This window comes from Eubacterium sp. BL-380-WT-2B (assembly GCF_009696115.1).
In the GTDB taxonomy this organism is placed as follows: Bacteria; Bacillota; Clostridia; order Eubacteriales; family Eubacteriaceae; genus Eubacterium; species Eubacterium callanderi.
This window is the reverse complement of the sequence record NZ_VUMP01000012.1, coordinates 83,243-101,550: the sequence shown is the minus strand read 5'-3', so window position 1 is coordinate 101,550 and position 18,308 is coordinate 83,243. Positions and strand designations below refer to the sequence as shown.

The 18,308-nt window shown below is 50.3% G+C and carries 21 protein-coding genes; 17 read left to right on the top strand and 4 right to left on the bottom strand.

Annotated elements, in window-relative coordinates; genetic code table 11:
• The coding region (locus FYJ53_RS21945; protein ID WP_369522214.1) for an IS3 family transposase at positions 1–91 on the top strand (91 nt) is incomplete at its 5' end.
• A gap of 51 nt (positions 92–142) precedes the next feature.
• On the opposite strand, the gene FYJ53_RS20240 is transcribed toward FYJ53_RS21945, so the two are convergent.
• Positions 143–652 carry a GNAT family N-acetyltransferase gene (locus tag FYJ53_RS20240; protein ID WP_041689857.1) on the bottom strand — a complete coding sequence of 170 codons (510 nt, stop codon included), beginning with the start codon at positions 650–652 and terminating at the stop codon, positions 143–145.
• Positions 653–856: 204 nt separating this feature from the next.
• On the opposite strand from FYJ53_RS20240, the gene FYJ53_RS20235 reads away from it, so the two are divergent.
• From FYJ53_RS20235 to FYJ53_RS20160, 16 genes are all read left to right on the top strand, one after another.
• The gene (locus FYJ53_RS20235) at positions 857–1,084 is read left to right on the top strand and encodes a hypothetical protein (RefSeq protein WP_154557714.1); all 228 of its coding nucleotides are present in this window, start codon (positions 857–859) and stop codon (positions 1,082–1,084) included.
• A gap of 196 nt (positions 1,085–1,280) precedes the next feature.
• Entirely contained in the window at positions 1,281–1,517 is a 237-nt protein-coding gene (locus FYJ53_RS20230) for a DUF2922 domain-containing protein (protein ID WP_154557713.1), read from the top strand.
• A 327-nt stretch (positions 1,518–1,844) separates the two neighbouring features.
• Complete coding sequence (locus tag FYJ53_RS20225) at positions 1,845–2,417, top strand: D-Ala-D-Ala carboxypeptidase family metallohydrolase (protein ID WP_154557712.1); 573 nt, start codon at positions 1,845–1,847, stop codon at positions 2,415–2,417.
• Positions 2,418–2,513: 96 nt separating this feature from the next.
• Entirely contained in the window at positions 2,514–2,735 is a 222-nt protein-coding gene (locus tag FYJ53_RS20220; RefSeq protein ID WP_090415126.1) for a hypothetical protein, read from the top strand.
• A gap of 92 nt (positions 2,736–2,827) precedes the next feature.
• Positions 2,828–3,337, top strand: coding sequence for a nitroreductase family protein (locus FYJ53_RS20215; protein WP_013380300.1), 510 nt, complete (start codon positions 2,828–2,830; stop codon positions 3,335–3,337).
• Between the two features lie 187 nt (positions 3,338–3,524).
• Positions 3,525–4,853 (top strand): PocR ligand-binding domain-containing protein, encoded by a 1,329-nt coding sequence (locus FYJ53_RS20210; RefSeq protein WP_154557711.1) that lies wholly within the window; start codon positions 3,525–3,527, stop codon positions 4,851–4,853.
• Positions 4,854–4,887: 34 nt separating this feature from the next.
• Entirely contained in the window at positions 4,888–5,556 is a 669-nt protein-coding gene (locus tag FYJ53_RS20205) for a B12-binding domain-containing protein (protein ID WP_013380302.1), read from the top strand.
• A 3-nt stretch (positions 5,557–5,559) separates the two neighbouring features.
• A complete protein-coding gene (locus FYJ53_RS20200) occupies positions 5,560–6,165 on the top strand; it encodes a GTP-binding protein (protein ID WP_148428779.1) in 606 nt (201 codons plus the stop codon).
• Between the two features lie 13 nt (positions 6,166–6,178).
• On the top strand, positions 6,179–6,709 hold the full coding sequence (locus FYJ53_RS20195) for a hypothetical protein (RefSeq protein WP_148428781.1): 531 nt from the start codon (positions 6,179–6,181) through the stop codon (positions 6,707–6,709).
• Positions 6,710–7,004: 295 nt separating this feature from the next.
• Positions 7,005–7,412, top strand: coding sequence for a B12-binding domain-containing protein (locus FYJ53_RS20190; protein ID WP_154557710.1), 408 nt, complete (start codon positions 7,005–7,007; stop codon positions 7,410–7,412).
• Between the two features lie 18 nt (positions 7,413–7,430).
• Positions 7,431–8,813: a methyltransferase MtaB domain-containing protein gene (locus tag FYJ53_RS20185; RefSeq protein WP_154557709.1), complete on the top strand. Its 1,383-nt coding sequence runs from the start codon at positions 7,431–7,433 to the stop codon at positions 8,811–8,813.
• A gap of 144 nt (positions 8,814–8,957) precedes the next feature.
• Positions 8,958–9,593, top strand: coding sequence for a B12-binding domain-containing protein (locus tag FYJ53_RS20180; protein ID WP_013380308.1), 636 nt, complete (start codon positions 8,958–8,960; stop codon positions 9,591–9,593).
• Between the two features lie 44 nt (positions 9,594–9,637).
• Positions 9,638–10,450, top strand: a complete 813-nt coding sequence (locus tag FYJ53_RS20175; RefSeq protein ID WP_243144017.1) for a methyltetrahydrofolate cobalamin methyltransferase — start codon at positions 9,638–9,640, stop codon at positions 10,448–10,450.
• Between the two features lie 333 nt (positions 10,451–10,783).
• Positions 10,784–11,758 carry a diguanylate cyclase domain-containing protein gene (locus FYJ53_RS20170; protein WP_148428791.1) on the top strand — a complete coding sequence of 325 codons (975 nt, stop codon included), beginning with the start codon at positions 10,784–10,786 and terminating at the stop codon, positions 11,756–11,758.
• Positions 11,759–11,889: 131 nt separating this feature from the next.
• Positions 11,890–12,720, top strand: a complete 831-nt coding sequence (locus tag FYJ53_RS20165; protein WP_154557707.1) for an RNA polymerase sigma factor — start codon at positions 11,890–11,892, stop codon at positions 12,718–12,720.
• Between the two features lies 1 nt (position 12,721).
• Positions 12,722–13,408, top strand: coding sequence for a DUF2461 domain-containing protein (locus tag FYJ53_RS20160; RefSeq protein ID WP_013380312.1), 687 nt, complete (start codon positions 12,722–12,724; stop codon positions 13,406–13,408).
• A gap of 48 nt (positions 13,409–13,456) precedes the next feature.
• On the opposite strand, the gene FYJ53_RS20155 is transcribed toward FYJ53_RS20160, so the two are convergent.
• From FYJ53_RS20155 to FYJ53_RS21265, 3 genes are all read right to left on the bottom strand, one after another.
• A complete protein-coding gene (locus FYJ53_RS20155; RefSeq protein ID WP_154557706.1) occupies positions 13,457–15,001 on the bottom strand; it encodes an ASKHA domain-containing protein in 1,545 nt (514 codons plus the stop codon).
• Positions 15,002–15,815: 814 nt separating this feature from the next.
• The gene (locus FYJ53_RS20150; protein WP_154557705.1) at positions 15,816–15,986 is read right to left on the bottom strand and encodes a hypothetical protein; all 171 of its coding nucleotides are present in this window, start codon (positions 15,984–15,986) and stop codon (positions 15,816–15,818) included.
• Between the two features lie 34 nt (positions 15,987–16,020).
• Positions 16,021–17,994, bottom strand: coding sequence for a GHKL domain-containing protein (locus tag FYJ53_RS21265; RefSeq protein WP_195840283.1), 1,974 nt, complete (start codon positions 17,992–17,994; stop codon positions 16,021–16,023).
• Positions 17,995–18,308: the final 314 nt, after the last annotated feature.

Genomic DNA, 18,308 nt, shown 5'->3' with positions numbered 1-18,308 from the left:
CCTTGACTACTACAATAACCGTCGTATCAAAGCCAAGCTAAAGGGCTTACCTCCTGCTGTTCACAGGAAGCAAGCCCTCGAAGCTGCTTGATTTAATTCTTTTGTCTAACTTTTGGGGTTCAGATCAGTGGCTCCGGCTTTTTCATCGGATTTTGATTCGTGTAAAATAGTCTGTCGAATTGTGGTGGTGGATGGTAGCACCATTCTTGAGCATAACCCTCAGGGAGGCCGTGTTGTCGAGATAGCAGGACAGGTAGATTTCATCCTCCCCGGGAGGCAGCAGGCCCTTACAGACCTCCACTGCCAGTGCCAGACCCTTTGTGCCATAGCCCCGGCCCCTGTATTCTGGCAAAATGGCATAAGCGAGGTGTCCCCAGTCTTTTTTTAAAAAATCATTCAGGTAATGGCGGATTTTAAACAAACCGACGATCTGTGTATCCTCCCACAGAAAGAAATAAGTGTCCGGGACAAGGCCTTCGGCCACACCAATGCCTCTGGAGGCATCAATGCGCTCTGGAACCGCCTGATGGACAAAATCGCTGTAGGAAATGCCGTGGTATGGGTTTAAAAAGCCGCTTTCACTCTGGATTTCCTGAAAAAACTGGTATTCCTGCCGGGTATCTGCTGTGTTCAGTGCCTTTAAATAGAGCATGACTGCTGCCTCCAATTCATAGCGTTTGTATTTATTTTTAATCATACCACAGATTTATAAAAAGAATATAAAAAAACAATGGTATTCTTCGTGCTGAGCAGAATTTTTAAATTTTTTTTAAAATCCGGGAACCTTTTTGATTTTTGAGCGATTGTATTAAGTGTAAGGCAAAAACGCCAAATCAAAAATCAGGAGGTACAGCAAATGGCAACCATTGAAAAAAACATTGAATCTGTAGGGATGAAGATCACCGTGAACCACGGCGAAAGGGAAGGAAAGATCGTCAAGTCCTCAAAGACCTATGGGGATATTGATCCCGCCGTCACCGATGCGTCCTTTGTGGGCACTGCCAAAGCCATCGCCGGCATGCAGGAGCCCATCCGGGAAAAGCAGGTGAAGGTGACCGCGGAAGAGATTGTTGAAATCGCATAGCGATTTCAACAATGGAGAATGAAGAATTGAGAATTGAGAATTAAAGGGCCAAACCGGCAGAGCCGGTTTGATTTTCATCAAAATCGCATCGCGATTTTGTTCCGAAATTCTCCATTCTGCATTCTCAATTCTCCATTAAAAAAGAATACAAGTAAACCAGAACCACAAAATTAAAAATAAGAAGGAGACTACAAAAATGCCAACAACCAACAAAGATTTAACCATCTATTTTCAGCGCACGGACGGGAAGGAGTTTAAAATCACCATTCCCGATTACAAGGAGGGCATCACCGATGCCGAGATCAGGACAGGGGCGAAAGCTGTTTTAGACCAGGGCGCTTTTCTGCCCGACGGCTTTGGTCTGGTCAAGGTGACCGGAGCGGTGAAGGTCGACACCATCAAAACCGATGTGGCCATTGAGGAAACAGTGTAAAAAAGGGGCGAAAGCCCCTTTTCAGGCTGTCGACAAAGTTGAAAGTCTGCGGCAAAGCTAAAGCAGGAAACAGTTTCAGGTGGAAGGTTGAAGGTGGAAGGTTCATGACCCCTTTGGCTGATGCCAAAGCGATTAAAAACGCGGCCGCAGGCCGCATCTGATCAAATCGGCCAATGGCAGACTTGCACCTGAACTTTCCACTATCCACTTTCAACTTTCAACTGAACAGCCCTCTCTTTAACCCTCTGGCTGTTCATGACAGCATTTGTCTACACTCTGAAAAAGGGGCGAAAGCCCCTTTTTTATTGATCAAACAGAGAGGAAAACATGAAAAGATTGAAAAAAACATTTATCATCGGGCTGGTCATGGTTTGCGCGGTGGTTTCAATGATGTTTCTGGAAAGCCTTGGCCCCAAAAGAGCTGAGAATGCCGTCATCCCAGAGGACCCGCCCGCAGGGATAACAGACGCTCCCGCAACGGAAAAGTCCAGGGAACCGGTATTTCCGCCGCCTCAGGACAGTGACAGCGCCCTGCCTGATGGAGATGCAGAAGCGCGGACGCCCCTCATGGCAACGCCCCACTTTGCCATGGAAGAATACCAGTGTGACTGCGCGGGCTACTGCGACGGCTGGCCCTGCGTTGTGGAGCCCGAGCTTTTAGAGAAGATCGAAGCCCTGCGGTGCTATTTTGGACGGCCGGTCATCATCACCTCAGGCGTGCGGTGCGAAGCCCGCAATGAGGAGGTTGGAGGCGTCAGCTGGTCCTTTCACAAACGGGGCTGTGCGGCGGACCTGTACTGCCCGGGGGTGGGTGTCGGGGATCTGGCCGCCGGGGCAAAGGACTGCGGGCTGAACGTGCTGCCCTATTACAGCAGCGGCTATATCCATGTGGAAATTTAATTCTTCAGAAATATTTCAGAATTTATTCACAGAAAGATCACAATGATTTGTTATACTAAGCACATACTTAGGAAATAAACCTTGGGGGTGTACGAAATGACGAAGACAAAAAAGACAGACCGGCTGACCATTATGGTCCTCGCGCTGTTGATTTTAATGACCGCTGCCCTTGCAGGGCTGTTTCAATCCACACAGTCGCTTATTCAGAGCCGTGGAAGCGCGGCCGCTTCTGCGGTGACAGCCGTTCAGACCCTGGCGCAGGAACGCCCTGTGTCCGGCAGCAGTGTCATGGTGAAGCGCGTCTGCGATTTTATCTGAAAAAAACGGCTTGAAATTTAAAAATTTTCATTTCCTTTTTTGAATTTGGGTATATAATAGTTATAATAGCTTAACACATAGGAGGATATGATATGAACGAGATTTTTAATCGCGCCAGCGTCAGAGTGTTTAAAGACGCGCCGGTCGAAAAGGAAAAAATAGAAATGCTGTTAAAGGCCGCCATGCAGGCGCCGTCTGCCGGAAACCAGCGACCCTGGGAATTCATTGTGGTTGAGGACAAAAAGACACTGGAACAGCTGTCCGAAACCGACCCTTACGCCAAATTTGTGGCCAAGGTGCCGGCGGCCATCGTGGCGCTTGGCAACACCGATGAAATGCGTTTCCCGGAACACTGGGAACAGGATCTGGGCGCTGCCTGCGAAAACATTCTGCTGGAGGCTGTGAGTCAGGATCTGGGCGCGGTATGGCTGGGTGTGGCCCCGCTTAAGGAACGCATGGACCACATCACAAAGGTCTTTGACCTGCCGGATAACATCCGTCCCTACGCCATCATTCCCTTTGGCTATGCCAAACGGCCCTACGAGGTGGAAGAACGCTACGATGCCGGCCGGGTTCATTTTGAAAAATACACACAAAAATAAACAGAAATTTGATTCAATCAGGCGGTAAAAGACCAGAGTGTCTTTTACCGCTTTTTCCATGCCATGAAGGAAGCACAAAATAGTACAGAAAATGACAAGAAATTTCCTATCCACAGCGCGTTTTTTGTTATATAACTATATATAGAAAGATAGCGGCAGATGAAAACGAACACAAGGAGGCGTGAAAATGAGAAACAGCGTTGCAGGGGAAGGAGGGAACAGGCCCTCCACACGGGCGTATCTTTTGCAGCTGGTGGATAAAAATCTGCTGGTCGAGATCCTGAACGCCTTTACGAATGTGACAGGCCTGACCGCCAACATCGTGGACACAGAGGGACGCTCGATTTTCTCAAAGGCTGACGCCCAGATCAACTGCAGCTTCTGCCAGCTGATCTGGAAGCTGGAAAAGCAGAAGGGCGTCCAGCGCTGCAAGGGCGCCTACGCCCGCGCGGGCAAGCAGGCAGCCCTGTTTAACGAGCCCTATATTTTCAGATGTCCAGGCGGCCTGGTGGAATGGGCGGCACCCATCATCGTGGACGGCGAGCATCTGGGCAGTGTTATCTGCGGGCAGGTGCTCATGTGGGAGCCCGAGGAGTTTTTCTGGATCGAGCTTGAGGAAATGAACCGCGTGCTCACCGATGATTTTGAGCCGCTGTTTAAGGCCGTTAAGGAGCTTCAGGTGGTGTCGGGTGAAAAGGTGCAGAGCGCCGCTTCACTGCAGTCGATCATGGCTAATTACATTGTGAACGCGGCCTGGCAGAGCATGCAGCGCAAAAAAGAGCTTGAGCTTCAACAGACGCTCTTAAATGATGAGATCGCCACCCGCAAAAGCCTGGAGGAAAAGCTGAACAGCCAGAGCCTAAACTATTACATCGAAAAGGAAAAGAGCCTGGTCGGCAAGATCCGGCTGGGTGATCTGGACGAATGCCGCAGGATTTTCAAGGTCATGCTGGCCGACATCCTCGCCGATACCGTGCAGAGTAACCTGGCCGTGGTCCGGGCGCGGGTCTTTGAGCTGGTGGTGGTGGTGTCCAGAGCCTCGGTGGAGGCCGGAGTCAACTCGGAGCGGCCCATGGGCATCAACGCGGCTTTCATGCAGGAGCTTGGCACCTGCTACTCGACCGAGGAGATCAACACCGCGGCGCTGAAGGTGCTGGAGCGCTATTTTAAAGAGATTCAGACCAACAGCAAGACCAAGAACCGCCTGGCCATTGAGGGCATCAAGGGCTTTATCCGCAACAATTATAACCGCAACCTGACCCTTGAGGAAATCGCGGATTCGGTTTATCTGAGCCCGTACTATGTGAGCCGGATCTTCAAGGAGAGCCAGAGCATCACTGTCATGGACTATGTGACCCGGGTCAAGCTGGACGAGGCCAAGAAGATGCTGGGCAACACACGGTATAAAATCGACGAGATCGCTGTGCGGCTGGGCTATAGTGACGCGAGCTATTTCTCAAAGGTGTTTAAAAAAAATGAAGGCATGACGCCGACGCAGTTCAGGCAGAGCCGGTAGGCGTGCAGAGCATATGGATAGGGGGGAGAAGCGCATGGATCAGATTATTATGGAAATACAGCAGGGCCTGGTGGACGGCGACGCAGAGTATGTGAAGGATAAAACCGAGGCGGCCCTGGGGCTCGAAATCGGCCCGGAGGCCATCATTAAAAAGGCGCTGATTCCGACCATGGACAAAATCGGCCAGGAGTTCAGGGAAGGGGAGATCTATATCCCCGATGTGCTGATGTCGTCCCGGGCCATGCACGCCAGCCTTTATGTGCTCAAGCCGCTGCTCACAAAGGCCATGAGCCATCACAAGGGTAAGGTGGTCATCGGCACTGTGGCCGGCGATCTGCATGATATCGGGAAGAACATGGTCACCTGGAGCCTTCAGGGCGAGGGCTATGAGGTCATCGACCTGGGCATTGATGTGCCGCCCGCCAGTTTTGTGGCCGCCATCCGGAAGTGCCAGCCGGATATTTTAGCCATGTCTGCCCTGCTGACCACCACCATCGGTGAGATGCGCAATGTGATCCAGGAGGTGACCGATGAAGGCCTCCGGGACAAGGTGAAGATCATTGTGGGCGGCGGGCCTGTCACCCAGGACTTTGCCGATGAGGTGGGCGCCAACGGCTACGGTAAGGATATCTTTGGGGCCATCGACGTGGTCAACCATATTCTTGGCAGGGGCAGCGGCTATTTTGGGACAAGTGAGGTGTGAGAAATGTGTGAAAAAAAGCCGGATATCATCCTTTTTACCGGGTTTTTAGGCTCAGGCAAGACAACTATGCTGCTTAAAACCATCGAGCTGCTGGCAGCAGAAAATAAAAAGTGCGCCATCATTGTCAATGAGATTGGCGAGGTGGGCATCGACAACCGGCAGATGCGCAGACTGGGCTATGACGTGCACGATCTCTTCGGCGGCTGTGTTTGCTGCACGCTGAAGGTAACCCTGGAGGCCACCATCAACCATCTGCTGACAGAATACGACGGCCTTGACTACATCCTGTTTGAGCCGTCTGGCATGGCCGATCCGGCCTCCATGTACCCGTCCATGGAAAACTGCGGGTACACGCCCGAGGATATCTGCAATGTGTTTATCTTTGACCCGCTGCGGGTGGATCTGTACCGCGTGCGGCTGAACAGCCTGCTCATGAGCTCTCTGGGGCTGGCCCGGGCGGTGGTGATCAACAAGATAGATGAAGCCCCCGAGTGCGCTGTGCGCGAGGCGGAGGGCATGGTCCGGGAGCTTGGGGACAGGCTGCCGGTCTTTAAAATGGATGTCAGCACTGGGCTGACACCGGCATTCAAGACATATTTAGTCCGTTAGGCAGGAGAAAATAATGTATCAAAATGAGTTTATTCCAGCGGTTTTCAAGCTTCAGTTTAAATCCGACAGCCCCATGACGCCAGAGGAGTGGGAGGAAATGATTGGCAGCCTGATGGGCGTGTACGCCAAACGCATCTCTGAAAAGGAAAAGACCTTTATCGGCCATATCAAGGGGCTGGCAGAGCTTTCGGACACAGCCTTTATCAAGTTCAGCTGTGTCAACGCCCTGACCGGCGTCCATCACGAGTATACCGGCGGAAATGAAACGTCGGGCCAGGCGGAGATGGTCATCAATTCCCTGGTCAGCGGCATCGACGCCGGGGAGAGCCGGAAGCTTTTAAACCTTTCCTGGCTGCTTGTCGAGAAGGACTACAGCCAGGTGGTCATGCGGGTGACAGAAACCTTTACCGAGGAAGCCCATGAACACCATCACCACGATGGAGAGGCCTGTCCCATCTGCCACGGCCACCACCATAAAAATGGAAAATTAAAAATGGAAAATGGAAAATTTCGAAATGCTTCTGTTAAAGGCAAAAGCCATTAAAGCTGCGGATACAAGACTGTTTGCATGGTTTATATTCTTAAAAAGACGATGTTTTAAAATAACAGCGTCTTTTTTTGATGGTATATTAGCATAATAATCATAAAAAGCAAGATATTACCGAAAAGTATATAAATCGTCCAAGGACAGAAAGCCATGCCGGGTGTATTATAATAACATAAATAATTATTTAATAAGTCCCGCGGGGTTATAAAAATGTATATTTTAATAAAGAGGAGTGTATTAAAGAGTTAAAGAGATATTTTAAAAAGAATATTTTAGGATTAGGGAGGCTCTTATGGAATTTAAAGGAATCACAAATCTGATGGCAGATCTGGAAGAAGAAAAGCTCATGGTGTTTGTCGATGAATTTTTAGCTTTAGATCCATCGAGGGAAGAAGGATTAGGTGTGATTGAAGCCTGCCGGCGGGGAACGGAGAAGGTCGGAACACTTTTTGAGGCTGGGGAATACTTTGCCGGGGATCTGTTACTGGCAGGCCAGCTTTTTAAAGAGGTCAAAAAGCGGCTGGAACCTGTGGTCGGCAGCAAAATGGATGACCTGAAGTCTGGCGCCATTGCCCTTGGCCCTGTTTATGGAGATGGACAGGGGGACGGGAATGAGATTTTCCGGCGCCTGGTGGAAATGGCCGGGTTCATTGTCATCAACCCTTGTTACAAAGACTCCCTTCAGCATTCAACGAACTAAAAAGTGGAGGATACAAAAATGGCAAAGAAATTTGATAAACTGGCAATTAATAATCTGGATGATTTTATTTACGGTTCCTGCCCGAACCCAGTCACCACCAAGAGCGGCATGGTCATCGGCGGCGGCACCATCTATCCGGAAATCAACTTCACGCTTCCTGGCATGGATGTCAACGATGCGACCATCGACAAGGCTCTGGGCATTTATTCAAACATCATTGACGGTGTGCTCAAAAGGGCGGCAGAGCTCTACGCGCCCGGTGTACTGGTCGAATTTGAAACTGTGCCGGACTTTACCGAGCATCCTAAATATGGGATTGACGCCAACCGTATTTTAATCAATGGCATTAAAGAAGCGGCAGACAAGTACGGCCTCAAGGCCGCCCTGCGGACCACCCCCAACGACCTGCGCGAAATGAGCCGTCCTCCGGTTATGCGCGGCGGCAAGTACTGGGATACCATGCTGGAGCTGTACGAACAGTGCGCCAAGGATGGTTCAGACTTTTTATCCATCGAATCGACCGGGGGCAAGGAAATCAATGACGAAGCCCTCGTAAAGGCCGATATCCGCAAAGCCATCTTCGCCATGGGCGTGCTGGGCTGCCGCGACATGGAATACCTCTGGGGCAATCTGGTTAAATTATCCGATGCCAATGGCTGCTTCGCCGCTGGCGACTCTGCCTGTGGCTTTGCCAACACCGCCATGGTTCTGGCCGAAAAAGGCTTTATCCCCCATGTGTTCGCAGCGGTTATGCGTGTTGTGGCAGTGCCGAGAGCCCTGGTGGCCTTTGAACAGGGCGCGGTTGGACCGAGCAAGGACTGCGCCTATGAAGGCCCATACCTCAAGGCCATTACCGGCAGTCCCATCGCCATGGAAGGTAAAACCGCAGCTGGCGCCCATTTAAGCCCAGTTGGCAACATCGCGGCAGCCGTGGCCGACACCTGGAGTAATGAATCCATCCAGCAGGTCAAGCTCTTATCCGAGATGGCCCCTGTGGTGGGCATGGAACAGCTGGTATATGACTGCCGTCTCATGAACGTGGCCAAGGAAAAAGGCCAGGGCCTTATGATGCGCGACCTGCTCGTTGAATCTGACGCGCCGCTGGATGTCCAGGCATGGGTTTTAAGACCCGATGTTGTGCTTAAGATCGCCGGCGGGCTGGTGAAAGAGCAGGATAACTTCCTGAGAACCAAACTGGCCGCCAAATTAACCATTAACGAGCTGCGCGACGCCATCAAGGCCGAAAAGGTCAAGGCTGACCGCCGCGACATGAAATGGCTCGACAAGATGGAAAAAGCAGTGGACAAGATTCCAGACGATCCGGAACAGTTCTACGCAGAAATCAAGCCCGAGCTGGACATGGACAAGTGGCATCCTGAAGGCTATGGCTTAAAGGCCTGATCTTAATATTCTTAAAACAGAAATTCACTGTTAAAAATTATAAAAATTTGGACAATTCCCTCCGGTGCGGCTCAGTACACACTGCGCGCCGGAAGAGCAGGTAAACAGCTTTCATCAGGAATAAAAAAATCGGAGGATATAAAAATGGCAATTTTAGAAGATATTCAAAACTGTGTGTTGGACGGCGAACTGGATGAGATCAAGGACTTGGTGCAGAAGGCAGTGGATGAGGGGATCGACCCCGCCGCCATCATCAACGACGGCCTCATCGGCGGCATGAACATTGTGGCCCCGCTGTTTAAGAGCGGTGAAATGTTTGTCCCGGAAGTTATGGAATCCGCGGATACCATGAACGAAGGCATGCAGGTGGTTAAGCCCCTGATCACCGATGCGGATATGCCCACCAAGGGCAAGGTCATCATCGGCACTGTCAACGGTGACCTGCACGACATCGGCAAAAACCTGGTGGTCTTAATGATGGAAAGCCGCGGCTACACAGTTATTGACATGGGCGTAGATGTGAAGGAAGAACAGTTTGTGGAAGCCATCAAAGAACACAAGCCAGACATTGTGGGCATGTCCTCACTGCTCACCACCACCATGATGAAGATTGACGATACCATCAAGATGATTAACGAGTCCGGCCTGCGTGACCAGGTTAAGATCATCATCGGCGGCGCACCCATCTCTCAGGAATTCGCCGATGATATCGGGGCGGACGGCTATTCAGAGGACGCCTCCACCGCGGTTGAGCTCTGCGACCGCATGATGGCCATGTAGCAGACAGCGAATAAAATTTTGACGAACAGGAGGCATTTCAGATGCTGACAATTGTTGGTGAACTCATTAACACCAGCCGCCCTCTGGTCAAGGAGGCGGTACAGAATAAAGACGAAGCGTTCATCCGGGAGCTTGCCAAAAAACAGGCAGACGCCGGCGCGACCTATATCGACGTAAACTGCGGCAATATGGTCAAGAACGAACTGGAAATAATGGAATGGCTTGTGAACATTGTTCAGGACGAGGTCGACACCCCCCTGTGCATTGACAGCCCCAACGCCAAAGCACTGGACGTGGGTCTGGCCCTGTGTAAGAACGGCCGTCCCATGATCAATTCCATCTCCGACGAGGACGGGCGTTATGAATCCGTTTTTCCCTTAATTAAAAAATATAACGCCAAAATCGTTGTATTGTGCATGGACTCCACTGGTATGCCCGAAACCTCAGCCGACCGCATGAAGGTGGTCCATAACCTTTATGCCAAGCTGAAGGCCGAGGGCATCGCCGATGACGACATGTACTTTGACCCGCTGGTCAAGCCCATCAGCAGCGTGACCAGTGCCGGAGCAGAGGTGCTCGACACCATCCGCCAGATCAAGCAGGATTATCCCGATGTACACTTCATGTGCGGTTTGAGCAACATTTCCTATGGCCTGCCGAACCGCAGCATCCTCAATCGGCTGTTTGTTGTCCAGACAATGACCCTGGGGATGGACGGCTACGTCCTTGACCCCACCAATGGCAAAATGATGGCGGACATCATCACCGCCACCGCGCTCCTGGGCAGAGACAGCTATTGCAGTAAATACATTAAAGCCCATAGAAAGGGCAAACTTGACGCATCGTCTGATGCGTAACCCGATGATTTCATTCTCCAAGTGAAATGATCACCCCTCTGGCCGGCGGTACTCTGCCGCCGGCTGCTCATCAAATGAATAAATAATTCAAGAAAATAACCCTTCCAAAAAATTTTTAACATTTTGCAGTAAATATTTTAACAGTAAGTAAGGATGCACCCTTTTTAGGAGCATCCTTTTTCAGCATTTAATGGAGGTACGTCGAAACGGCGTGCCTCCAGGCGGAGTGTATCAATCCCTTACAGAACCCTTGCTCTGATGGTTTAATTAATCCTTGCCCCAGGCGTAAAAGCACTGTATAATAGATACAACGAGAAACTGAGGAGCCTGTATATGAAAAAGATTGAGGAAAAGGCAGTCGCCTTTGCAAAATCCATATGGGAGGATTATCTCATCAACCGCGATCTGCTGAAGCTGACCAGTGTATTTGATGACAACGCTTCCTATATCGGCACCGGAGACGGCGAAATCTGTTATAGTCTTGAGCAGGTTCGCACAGCGATCTTAGGCGAGACTGAGGAGTGGAACGGCCATTTTACCATTGATGACCAGTGGTATGAGGTACGGGTCATGAGTGACGAATTTGTCGTTGTTTTTGGAGGCTTTGACGCCCATGAGGCCAGTGACAACCCATTGGTTGCGGCCATGCACACCCGATTTTCCCTGACACTGCGGGTAAGCGGGGATACCTTTAAGATTATCCACCTGCACCACTCAGTCCCAAACTTTGAACAGCTGGAGGGAGAGTTCTTTCCTAAGACCATCACGGAAAAACGCAACGAGGAATTCCGTCATGCCCTTGAGCAGAAAACCAACGAACTCAGGCGGCTGGCTCAGTTGGACTCTCTGACCGGCCTTTTAAACCGGGTCAGTGTCGAGCAGGAGATCAACACCCGCCTTGAGCAAGGCACCGGGGGAGTGCTGATGATGATTGATATTGATGATTTTAAGGAGATTAACGACGTGTTCGGCCATCTGGCCGGCGATACGGTGCTCAAAGTTCTGTCCGACCGGATACGCGAGAGCTTTGGCGGCCAGAGCATCATGGGCCGTGCGGGCGGCGACGAGTTCGTGGTCTTTGCGGAAAAGACAGCCAGCCGGGACAGCATTGGCCAGTCTGCGCAAAAGTTCTGTGAGATTGTGACACAGCCTGTCATGGATATTCCCGGCTGCAGCATTACTGTGAGTATTGGCATTGCCCAGTCACCGGATAATGGCAGTAGCTACAGCGCACTGGTGCGTTCGGCCGACCAGGCCCTGTATGCGCGTAAGAAAAACAGTAAAAATGGCTATGTATTCGCCGGTTAAACGGCAGTAAGAGCGGCTTAGAGGCTGCTCTTTTTATTTAGGCGCCAAAAAAGCGAAAAAAATACTTAAATTTTGTCACAGCTGACTTTTCTTGTCGTCTAATTCTGTATAAGCATAAAGGAGGAAACATTATGGTTTCAGAAAAAGAGATGAACATTTTTATCCGACGCGCCGTAGAAGGGGATAAAGACGCACTGGGGACAGTGCTGGAATCGGTTCAGGATATGGTTTTTAACCTGTCGCTGCGCATGATGGGGATGATTGAGGACGCCGAGGACGCCACCCAGGAGATCATGATCCGTGTTATGACAAGCCTGTCGTCTTTTAAGGGAGAGAGCCTTTTCTCCACCTGGGTTTACCGCATCGCCAAAAACTATCTGGTGGATTACCGCCGTTCGCGTTTCGACCGCCAGCCCCTCACCTTTGATTTTTACGCCCGCGATATTGAGCAGGGCATGGCCGAGCGCTGCCCGGACCCCCAGGCCGGAGTGGACGCCGAGCTTCTGGCCGAGGAGCTGAAGCTTTCCTGTACCAATGTCATGCTGCAATGCCTGGACGCGGAAAGCCGCTGCATCTATGTGCTGGGCGCCATGTTCAGAATTGACAGCGCCATGGGAGCGGATATTTTTGACACAACGCCGGAAAACTACCGCCAGAGGCTCTCCCGCATCCGCAGGCAGGTTAATGACTTTCTGAAAAAATACTGCGGCCTCAGCGGAAGCGGTATGTGCGCCTGCAGCAAGCGCCTTGGCTACGCCGTGGGACAGAAGCGCCTGGACCCTGCGCGTCTGGAGTACAGCGCTTTAGAGGTCTGTAAACAGGAAATGGAAAATATGGACGCTCTGGCCGGTGTGTTTGAAAGCCTGCCAGAGTACCGCGTGCCGGAAAAAGCCCGGGCCTTTATCGACAGCCTGGTGGCTTCAGATTCAATGGTCTCGATTCAGAAAGCGGGGAGAATATAAGATGAACGACTGTGAAAAAATGCTGGATTTCCTGGCACAGCTTCGGGATAACAACTCGCTGGAATGGATGCACAGCCACCAGCCAGAGTACAAGGCCGCCCGCGCCGCCTTTGTCAGCCTTGTGTCCGATTTAATGGAAAAAATGCTGCCAGACGAACCCGGTCTGGGCCTCATAAACCCCAGCGACCTGGTTTTCAGGCTCAACAGGGACACCCGCTTCGGCAAGGATAAAAGCCCTTACGCGCCGTCTTTCCGCGCGCATATTTCGCCGGAGGGCAGGGGCATGGTGCCGGTGGGGGATTACCTCTTTGTGTCGCCGGATCAGATTTTTCTGGGCGGCGGCGTCTTTCATGCCAAAATGCCCGAGATCACCCGGCGTATAAGAGACCAGATTGTGTCGCAGGGCAGCAGCTTTGAGGCTGTTTTAGCGGCGCCTGCCTTCTGTGAAAAACTAACGCTCCAGGGTGAAAAGCTTAAAAATGTGCCGCGCGGTTATGATAAAGAACATCCTTATGGCGAACTTTTAAAGCATAAATCCTGGTATGTGGAGTATCCTGTAGAGAAAGACCTGTTTTTGGACCGTGAGGCCTTCTTGGCGGAGGCTGTGGATGTGTTCAGACGGATAAAGCCCTTTAATGACTTTATCAATAAGGCTTTGGAGGGCCTTGAAATGCCCGGAAAAAGATAGGAATGAGCATTTAAAAATCCCACGAATGATTCGTGGGATTTTTTGTGCTCAGCGCAGGACACCGCGTTCCTTTAAGCGCTGCCGCACGGTGGGGTAGAGGCTCAGATCGGTGTGGGGCAGAAAGCGCGCGGCGAACATGCGGGTCAGAAAATCTGATGCCGCGCCAAATTCCAGATATTGGATGTTGTGCTGAAGCGCGCCCACAGTATCAAAAAGGGTGTAGTCCAGCAGCAGCGCTCTGGCGCCGGTCAGGGAGCTGTTGCCCAGAACTGTAAAGCGCCCGGCTGGCAGGTCGGGGTACAGACCAATATTGATCGCTGCCTCCAGGTTGATATGAGCGCAGAAAGCTCCGGCGATAAAGACCTGGTCAATGTCCTCAGGCCCAAGACCTGCGGCTTCCAGAAGGTAGGCCACCATGGTGTTGGCAGCAGCCTTGGTGTCCAGATACTGCGTGATATCTGTCTGGTTGAAAAAAAGCGGGGCGCCGTCGGCGGTTTCCTCCCCGTCAGCGTACCGAAGGGCATAGCCGTCCTCAGTGGGCACGATACAGTCTGTGGCGTCAGGATTAAACTTTCCGGAAAAGTCGATCCAGCCATTCAGCAGCATTTCGGACAGCAGATCCACGATGCCAGAGCCGCAGATGCCTTTAGGCCGCGCGTTATCAATTGTGGTGCAGCTCAAAACACCATCTGTGATGGACACATGGTCGATGGCGCCCGGTCCGGCCTTCATGCCGCTCTTGCTGATACCGCCCTCCAGTGCCGGTCCGGCTGCGCCCGCCCCGGCGATCAGGAAGTTTTCATCGCCCAGCACCATCTCACCATTGGTGCCAATGTCGATAAAGAGGGAGGGCTTTTTCTGTTTATCAAGCCGGGCGGCCAGCAGGCCGCTGATGATGTCGCCGCCCAGGTAGTTGGCGGCTGAGGGCATACAGTAAACCAGTCCGCCGATGGGCAGGCTCAGGTCGTCAGCGGGTATAAAGCCCGTATGGTTGAACATGGGGGTAAAAGGAACCTCAAAAATAGGCCAGGGGTCAATGCCGAGGAAAAGGTGGGTCATGGTAGTGTTGCCGGACACAATCATCATGCTGTAGGCTTCTGGCGCGATGCCGGTTTGGGCGGCGAGGTCATCCAGTAAGTCGCAGAAAGTACGGACAGTGCTGGCCTGAAGCTCGTCCAGATGGTCAGGCCTGCCCTTGGTGTAAAAAATGCGGCTCAATATCTCATCGCCGTAGTCAATCTGCCTGTTAAAGCGGCTTTTCTCCGCCAGCACCTGTCCGGTATTTAAGTCAATGGACTGCATGATCACTGTGGTGCTGCCCAGATCCACGGCCAGTCCGTAGTTTTGTGCGGTGGTGTCACCGGCTTCAATGCGCGTCAGCTCCCAGTGGGTTCCGGCGTAAACCAGGGTGCAGGTTACCCTGAAATCGGCTTTCCGGCAGACGGCAGCATATTTTTTATAGGTTTTATAGGAGACCGCCAGCGGTGAAAAGGTAGCTTCAAGGCCCTGCAGAAGCCGTTCACGGTCTGCTGTGATGTCGCCCTGGCCCGGTGCCGGCAGCTCTAAATAAATTTTTTGGCTGAAAGCGTTCAAAAGGTCATCTCCTGTCTTTGTATTCCGTTTCATTATAATGGAAAAGAGATAGATAAGCAAGTGTGAAACAGCGCTAAAGTATCCATTAACCATATACCCAAATAGGGATAGTTGCCCCAAATTTTACCGAAACGGGTAATTTTTTACCGTAATATTTTACAATAAGATGACTTGAAGTGCTATAATTTAGTTGTCCGATGGATCACAAAAGGAAGAGCCCCATATGCTCACGCCTTTTGAGATAAGCACACCCTGCCATTCCAGAGGTTTGACTATATTTGTGAAAGCAAGTATAAAATCCTCTCATCCATACCAATTCAAATCTCTGGTATGGCTGTAGACGCTCCATTTGTGCTGTTTATTTTCATTTTTATAATGAAAACAAGTTTTTCGCTGTGTTCTTGTAAAAAAATACAGCAAATTGTTTTTGATGGGGAGATGAGGTTCTCGCTAAGAGGTCTCATGACACATCAGCTGTTTCTGATTTTTCTGATGGCGCCGGTAAAAATGGCTGTGCTATGGAACACAGTCATGAGGGGTAGTCCTGCCGAACCAGCGGGGCTGTGATTTTGGGACTCCTCCAGACAGCTTCATCACCTTGAAGCCATAGAACTGGTTCAAAAATAACACGCTTTTAACATTATCATTTTCACCACTGCGGCCGGCGGACCGGCCCCCCTTGGCCATACACCACAATCTCAAACTGGGGGGCGGCATCAGAAAATAACAGCAGAATTATTTTAAAAATTCCGATTTTTGGCAGCCAGGACAGGTGCATCAATCCGATTGAAAGCGTTGGTCCGATTCATTTTAATCATCTTCCAAAGCGTGCCTCCATATATGATGCTTTTGGAAATCCGGTGTTATCCAGAGCGCCGGTCATTGATCTTTGATGCTGTGCCTTTTCCATAAAACGGGGAATTTTCATGGAAAGGGCAGATATGCTTTCCTCCTGATGTGTTTTGCCTGGTTCATCTGAAGCCATAAATAAAAAAACTCCTGCAGCTGGCAGGAGTTTTTTATTTGCTTTTGCTGTCCGGCATCAGTAAAACAGAGACTTTAAAAATATGATCGGCGTAGTCAAAATGGGCAAAGCCCTGATGCTTTTCAGCAATATGGCGGACAGAGGTGAGGCCAATGCCTTCTCCGGCGCGCTTGGTGGAATAAAATTTTCCTTTTTCCTGCCGGATTTCATTTTCGTAGCTGTTTTTCACATTAATGGCCACCATCCGCTTTCCGGCAATACCGATGCTGACATGGATAAAACGGTGCAGCTTTGTCTGGAGCAGGCAGGCCTCCAGCGCGTTTTCCAAAAGGTTTCCCAGAACCACGCAGGCGTCCATCTCGGTGACTGGCAGCTCCTTTGGCAGATTGACCGTAATACCAGCCTCGATGCCGGACTTATGCGCCAGCAGGTAGTAATGGCGGAGGATGGTGTCGACCGCGTAGTTTTCACAAAAGGAAGTCACCTCATCGGTGTCCAGTATTTTCAGGTAGTGGTTAATATACCGGAGAAGTCCGTCGGTGTCTCTCTGGTCAGCGTAGCCCTTGAGGGCCAGCAGGTTATGCCGGAGGTCGTGCCTTGCGGCCCGCGTGCTCTCAATGTTTTTCTGGAGCTGTTCATACTGCTCTTTCTGAAGCTCGATCTGAAGATCCATAACACTCAGCTGTGACTGCAGTCTGGAATTAGTGAAGCTCTCTAACAGGGTGCGCATGACAATATAGTAGGTCATAATGGTTCCGATAATCCACGCGACAGGCAGCAGGAAAAGGCTGTTGTGCCAGACAAGACAGGCATCGCTGAATGTCGGAAAAAGACCGATTCGGAAAATACAGTAAAAGGATATGGGAATAATCCAAAGGTAGCGCCATGCACGCATGGCGCTGGTCTGCTCGATGACAGGCTTGATGATTTTCTGCATAAACCAGAACAAAAACGGAAAAGCGGCCAGCTCTAGCAGCACAATGGTGATGGCATAGTCGGCAGAGGGATTAAAAAAGCCGATCCTGTTTTTCCAGACAATATTAAAAATTTTTGCCAGAAGCTGGATATAGTCATTGTAATTGGTCAGAAAGCATAAAACAAAAAGGTTTGTAAAATAATTATCCTGGATACAAAAAAGGGCCGCTGCAATGATAAAGAGCAGAAATATAAATGTCAGACCACCTCGGATGTTATAGAAGCTGCTGTCAGGCGTGAAGTAGATCCTTGTAATAAACACGCTGAAAGCAAGAACCAGGATAATCGCTGCAAACCAAATCCATTTAGGAACCCGTGTATGCTCGATAAAAACAGCTTCATAGTTGGCATAGCGCTGCCGGATTTCTGTGCGAAGCCCGCGGTTGATGGGCACCCGCTCTCCTGTGAGCATGACAAAATCCTTTTCGTCAAGCACATCGACCTCATCCATATTCACAATACAGTTCCGGTAACAGTTCACAAACTGTGGGTAGGGCAGCAGCAGCGCCGAAAAATCTGCGAAAGGCATATAGCATTTGACAATGCGCCGTTTAGTATGGATGTAGATATAATGGTTTGAGTAATCCGTATAAACGATATCCTTTAAGAAGATTTTTACATGGGTTCGCCCTTCCTTTACCTCAATGTACCGGCTCTGCTTAAACAGCGTTTCGTCGCAATAGCGCATGGTTTCCTCAAAAACCTCATAGCTGTAAGGCTTGACCAGATAGTCGAAAGCCCGGACCCTGAATCCCTTTACCGCGTGAAACTGGCTGGTGGTTGAAAAAATGAGGAGACAGTCACTGTCTTTCTCCCGTATTCTTTCAGCCGTTTCAATGCCATTCAAACCATCCATGTAAATATCCAAAAAAATAAGATCATAGGTGTGCGGAGCAAAGCGCTCAAGAAAATGGCTACCGCTTTCAAAGAGTATAATCTCCGCATCAAGCTGGTGATCGGCGCAGTAACGGTGGATGTATTCGGAGAGCAGTTCACATTCTGTTCTTAGATCGTCGATAATCGCGATTTTCATAAAGACATCCCCCTTTCATAATTATTGCAATCAAATTTTATCATATTATGTTAAAAAAGACTGGAAATTTAAAACGCAAAATTGGTAAAAAAAAGACGTTTTCGGTAAGAATGTTGATTCTGCTTTTTTAGACAGTTATGATTATAGTGATATTTAATAAGGTCTTAAGAAAATGAAAAGCAGAGGCTTTCCATTCATTAAGATAGCAGCGCGGCGCTTTGTTTTTGCATTACACCAATATGCTTTCACAGTGTGAACACATATCCTCTCATCCAATCGTAATGCAGTAAGCCCTGCCCGCGCTGCACGAAGTT

Bases quoted from the DNA above. Each gene is read 5' to 3' on its own strand.
- FYJ53_RS20240 (WP_041689857.1), bottom strand. From the start codon at position 652: ATGCTCTATTTAAAGGCACTGAACACAGCAGATACCCGGCAGGAATAC.
- FYJ53_RS20235 (WP_154557714.1), top strand. From the start codon at position 857: ATGGCAACCATTGAAAAAAACATTGAATCTGTAGGGATGAAGATCACC.
- FYJ53_RS20230 (WP_154557713.1), top strand. From the start codon at position 1,281: ATGCCAACAACCAACAAAGATTTAACCATCTATTTTCAGCGCACGGAC.
- FYJ53_RS20225 (WP_154557712.1), top strand. From the start codon at position 1,845: ATGAAAAGATTGAAAAAAACATTTATCATCGGGCTGGTCATGGTTTGC.
- FYJ53_RS20220 (WP_090415126.1), top strand. From the start codon at position 2,514: ATGACGAAGACAAAAAAGACAGACCGGCTGACCATTATGGTCCTCGCG.
- FYJ53_RS20215 (WP_013380300.1), top strand. From the start codon at position 2,828: ATGAACGAGATTTTTAATCGCGCCAGCGTCAGAGTGTTTAAAGACGCG.
- FYJ53_RS20210 (WP_154557711.1), top strand. From the start codon at position 3,525: ATGAGAAACAGCGTTGCAGGGGAAGGAGGGAACAGGCCCTCCACACGG.
- FYJ53_RS20205 (WP_013380302.1), top strand. From the start codon at position 4,888: ATGGATCAGATTATTATGGAAATACAGCAGGGCCTGGTGGACGGCGAC.
- FYJ53_RS20200 (WP_148428779.1), top strand. From the start codon at position 5,560: ATGTGTGAAAAAAAGCCGGATATCATCCTTTTTACCGGGTTTTTAGGC.
- FYJ53_RS20195 (WP_148428781.1), top strand. From the start codon at position 6,179: ATGTATCAAAATGAGTTTATTCCAGCGGTTTTCAAGCTTCAGTTTAAA.
- FYJ53_RS20190 (WP_154557710.1), top strand. From the start codon at position 7,005: ATGGAATTTAAAGGAATCACAAATCTGATGGCAGATCTGGAAGAAGAA.
- FYJ53_RS20185 (WP_154557709.1), top strand. From the start codon at position 7,431: ATGGCAAAGAAATTTGATAAACTGGCAATTAATAATCTGGATGATTTT.
- FYJ53_RS20180 (WP_013380308.1), top strand. From the start codon at position 8,958: ATGGCAATTTTAGAAGATATTCAAAACTGTGTGTTGGACGGCGAACTG.
- FYJ53_RS20170 (WP_148428791.1), top strand. From the start codon at position 10,784: ATGAAAAAGATTGAGGAAAAGGCAGTCGCCTTTGCAAAATCCATATGG.
- FYJ53_RS20165 (WP_154557707.1), top strand. From the start codon at position 11,890: ATGGTTTCAGAAAAAGAGATGAACATTTTTATCCGACGCGCCGTAGAA.
- FYJ53_RS20160 (WP_013380312.1), top strand. From the start codon at position 12,722: ATGAACGACTGTGAAAAAATGCTGGATTTCCTGGCACAGCTTCGGGAT.
- FYJ53_RS20150 (WP_154557705.1), bottom strand. From the start codon at position 15,986: ATGGCTTCAGATGAACCAGGCAAAACACATCAGGAGGAAAGCATATCT.
- FYJ53_RS21265 (WP_195840283.1), bottom strand. From the start codon at position 17,994: ATGAAAATCGCGATTATCGACGATCTAAGAACAGAATGTGAACTGCTC.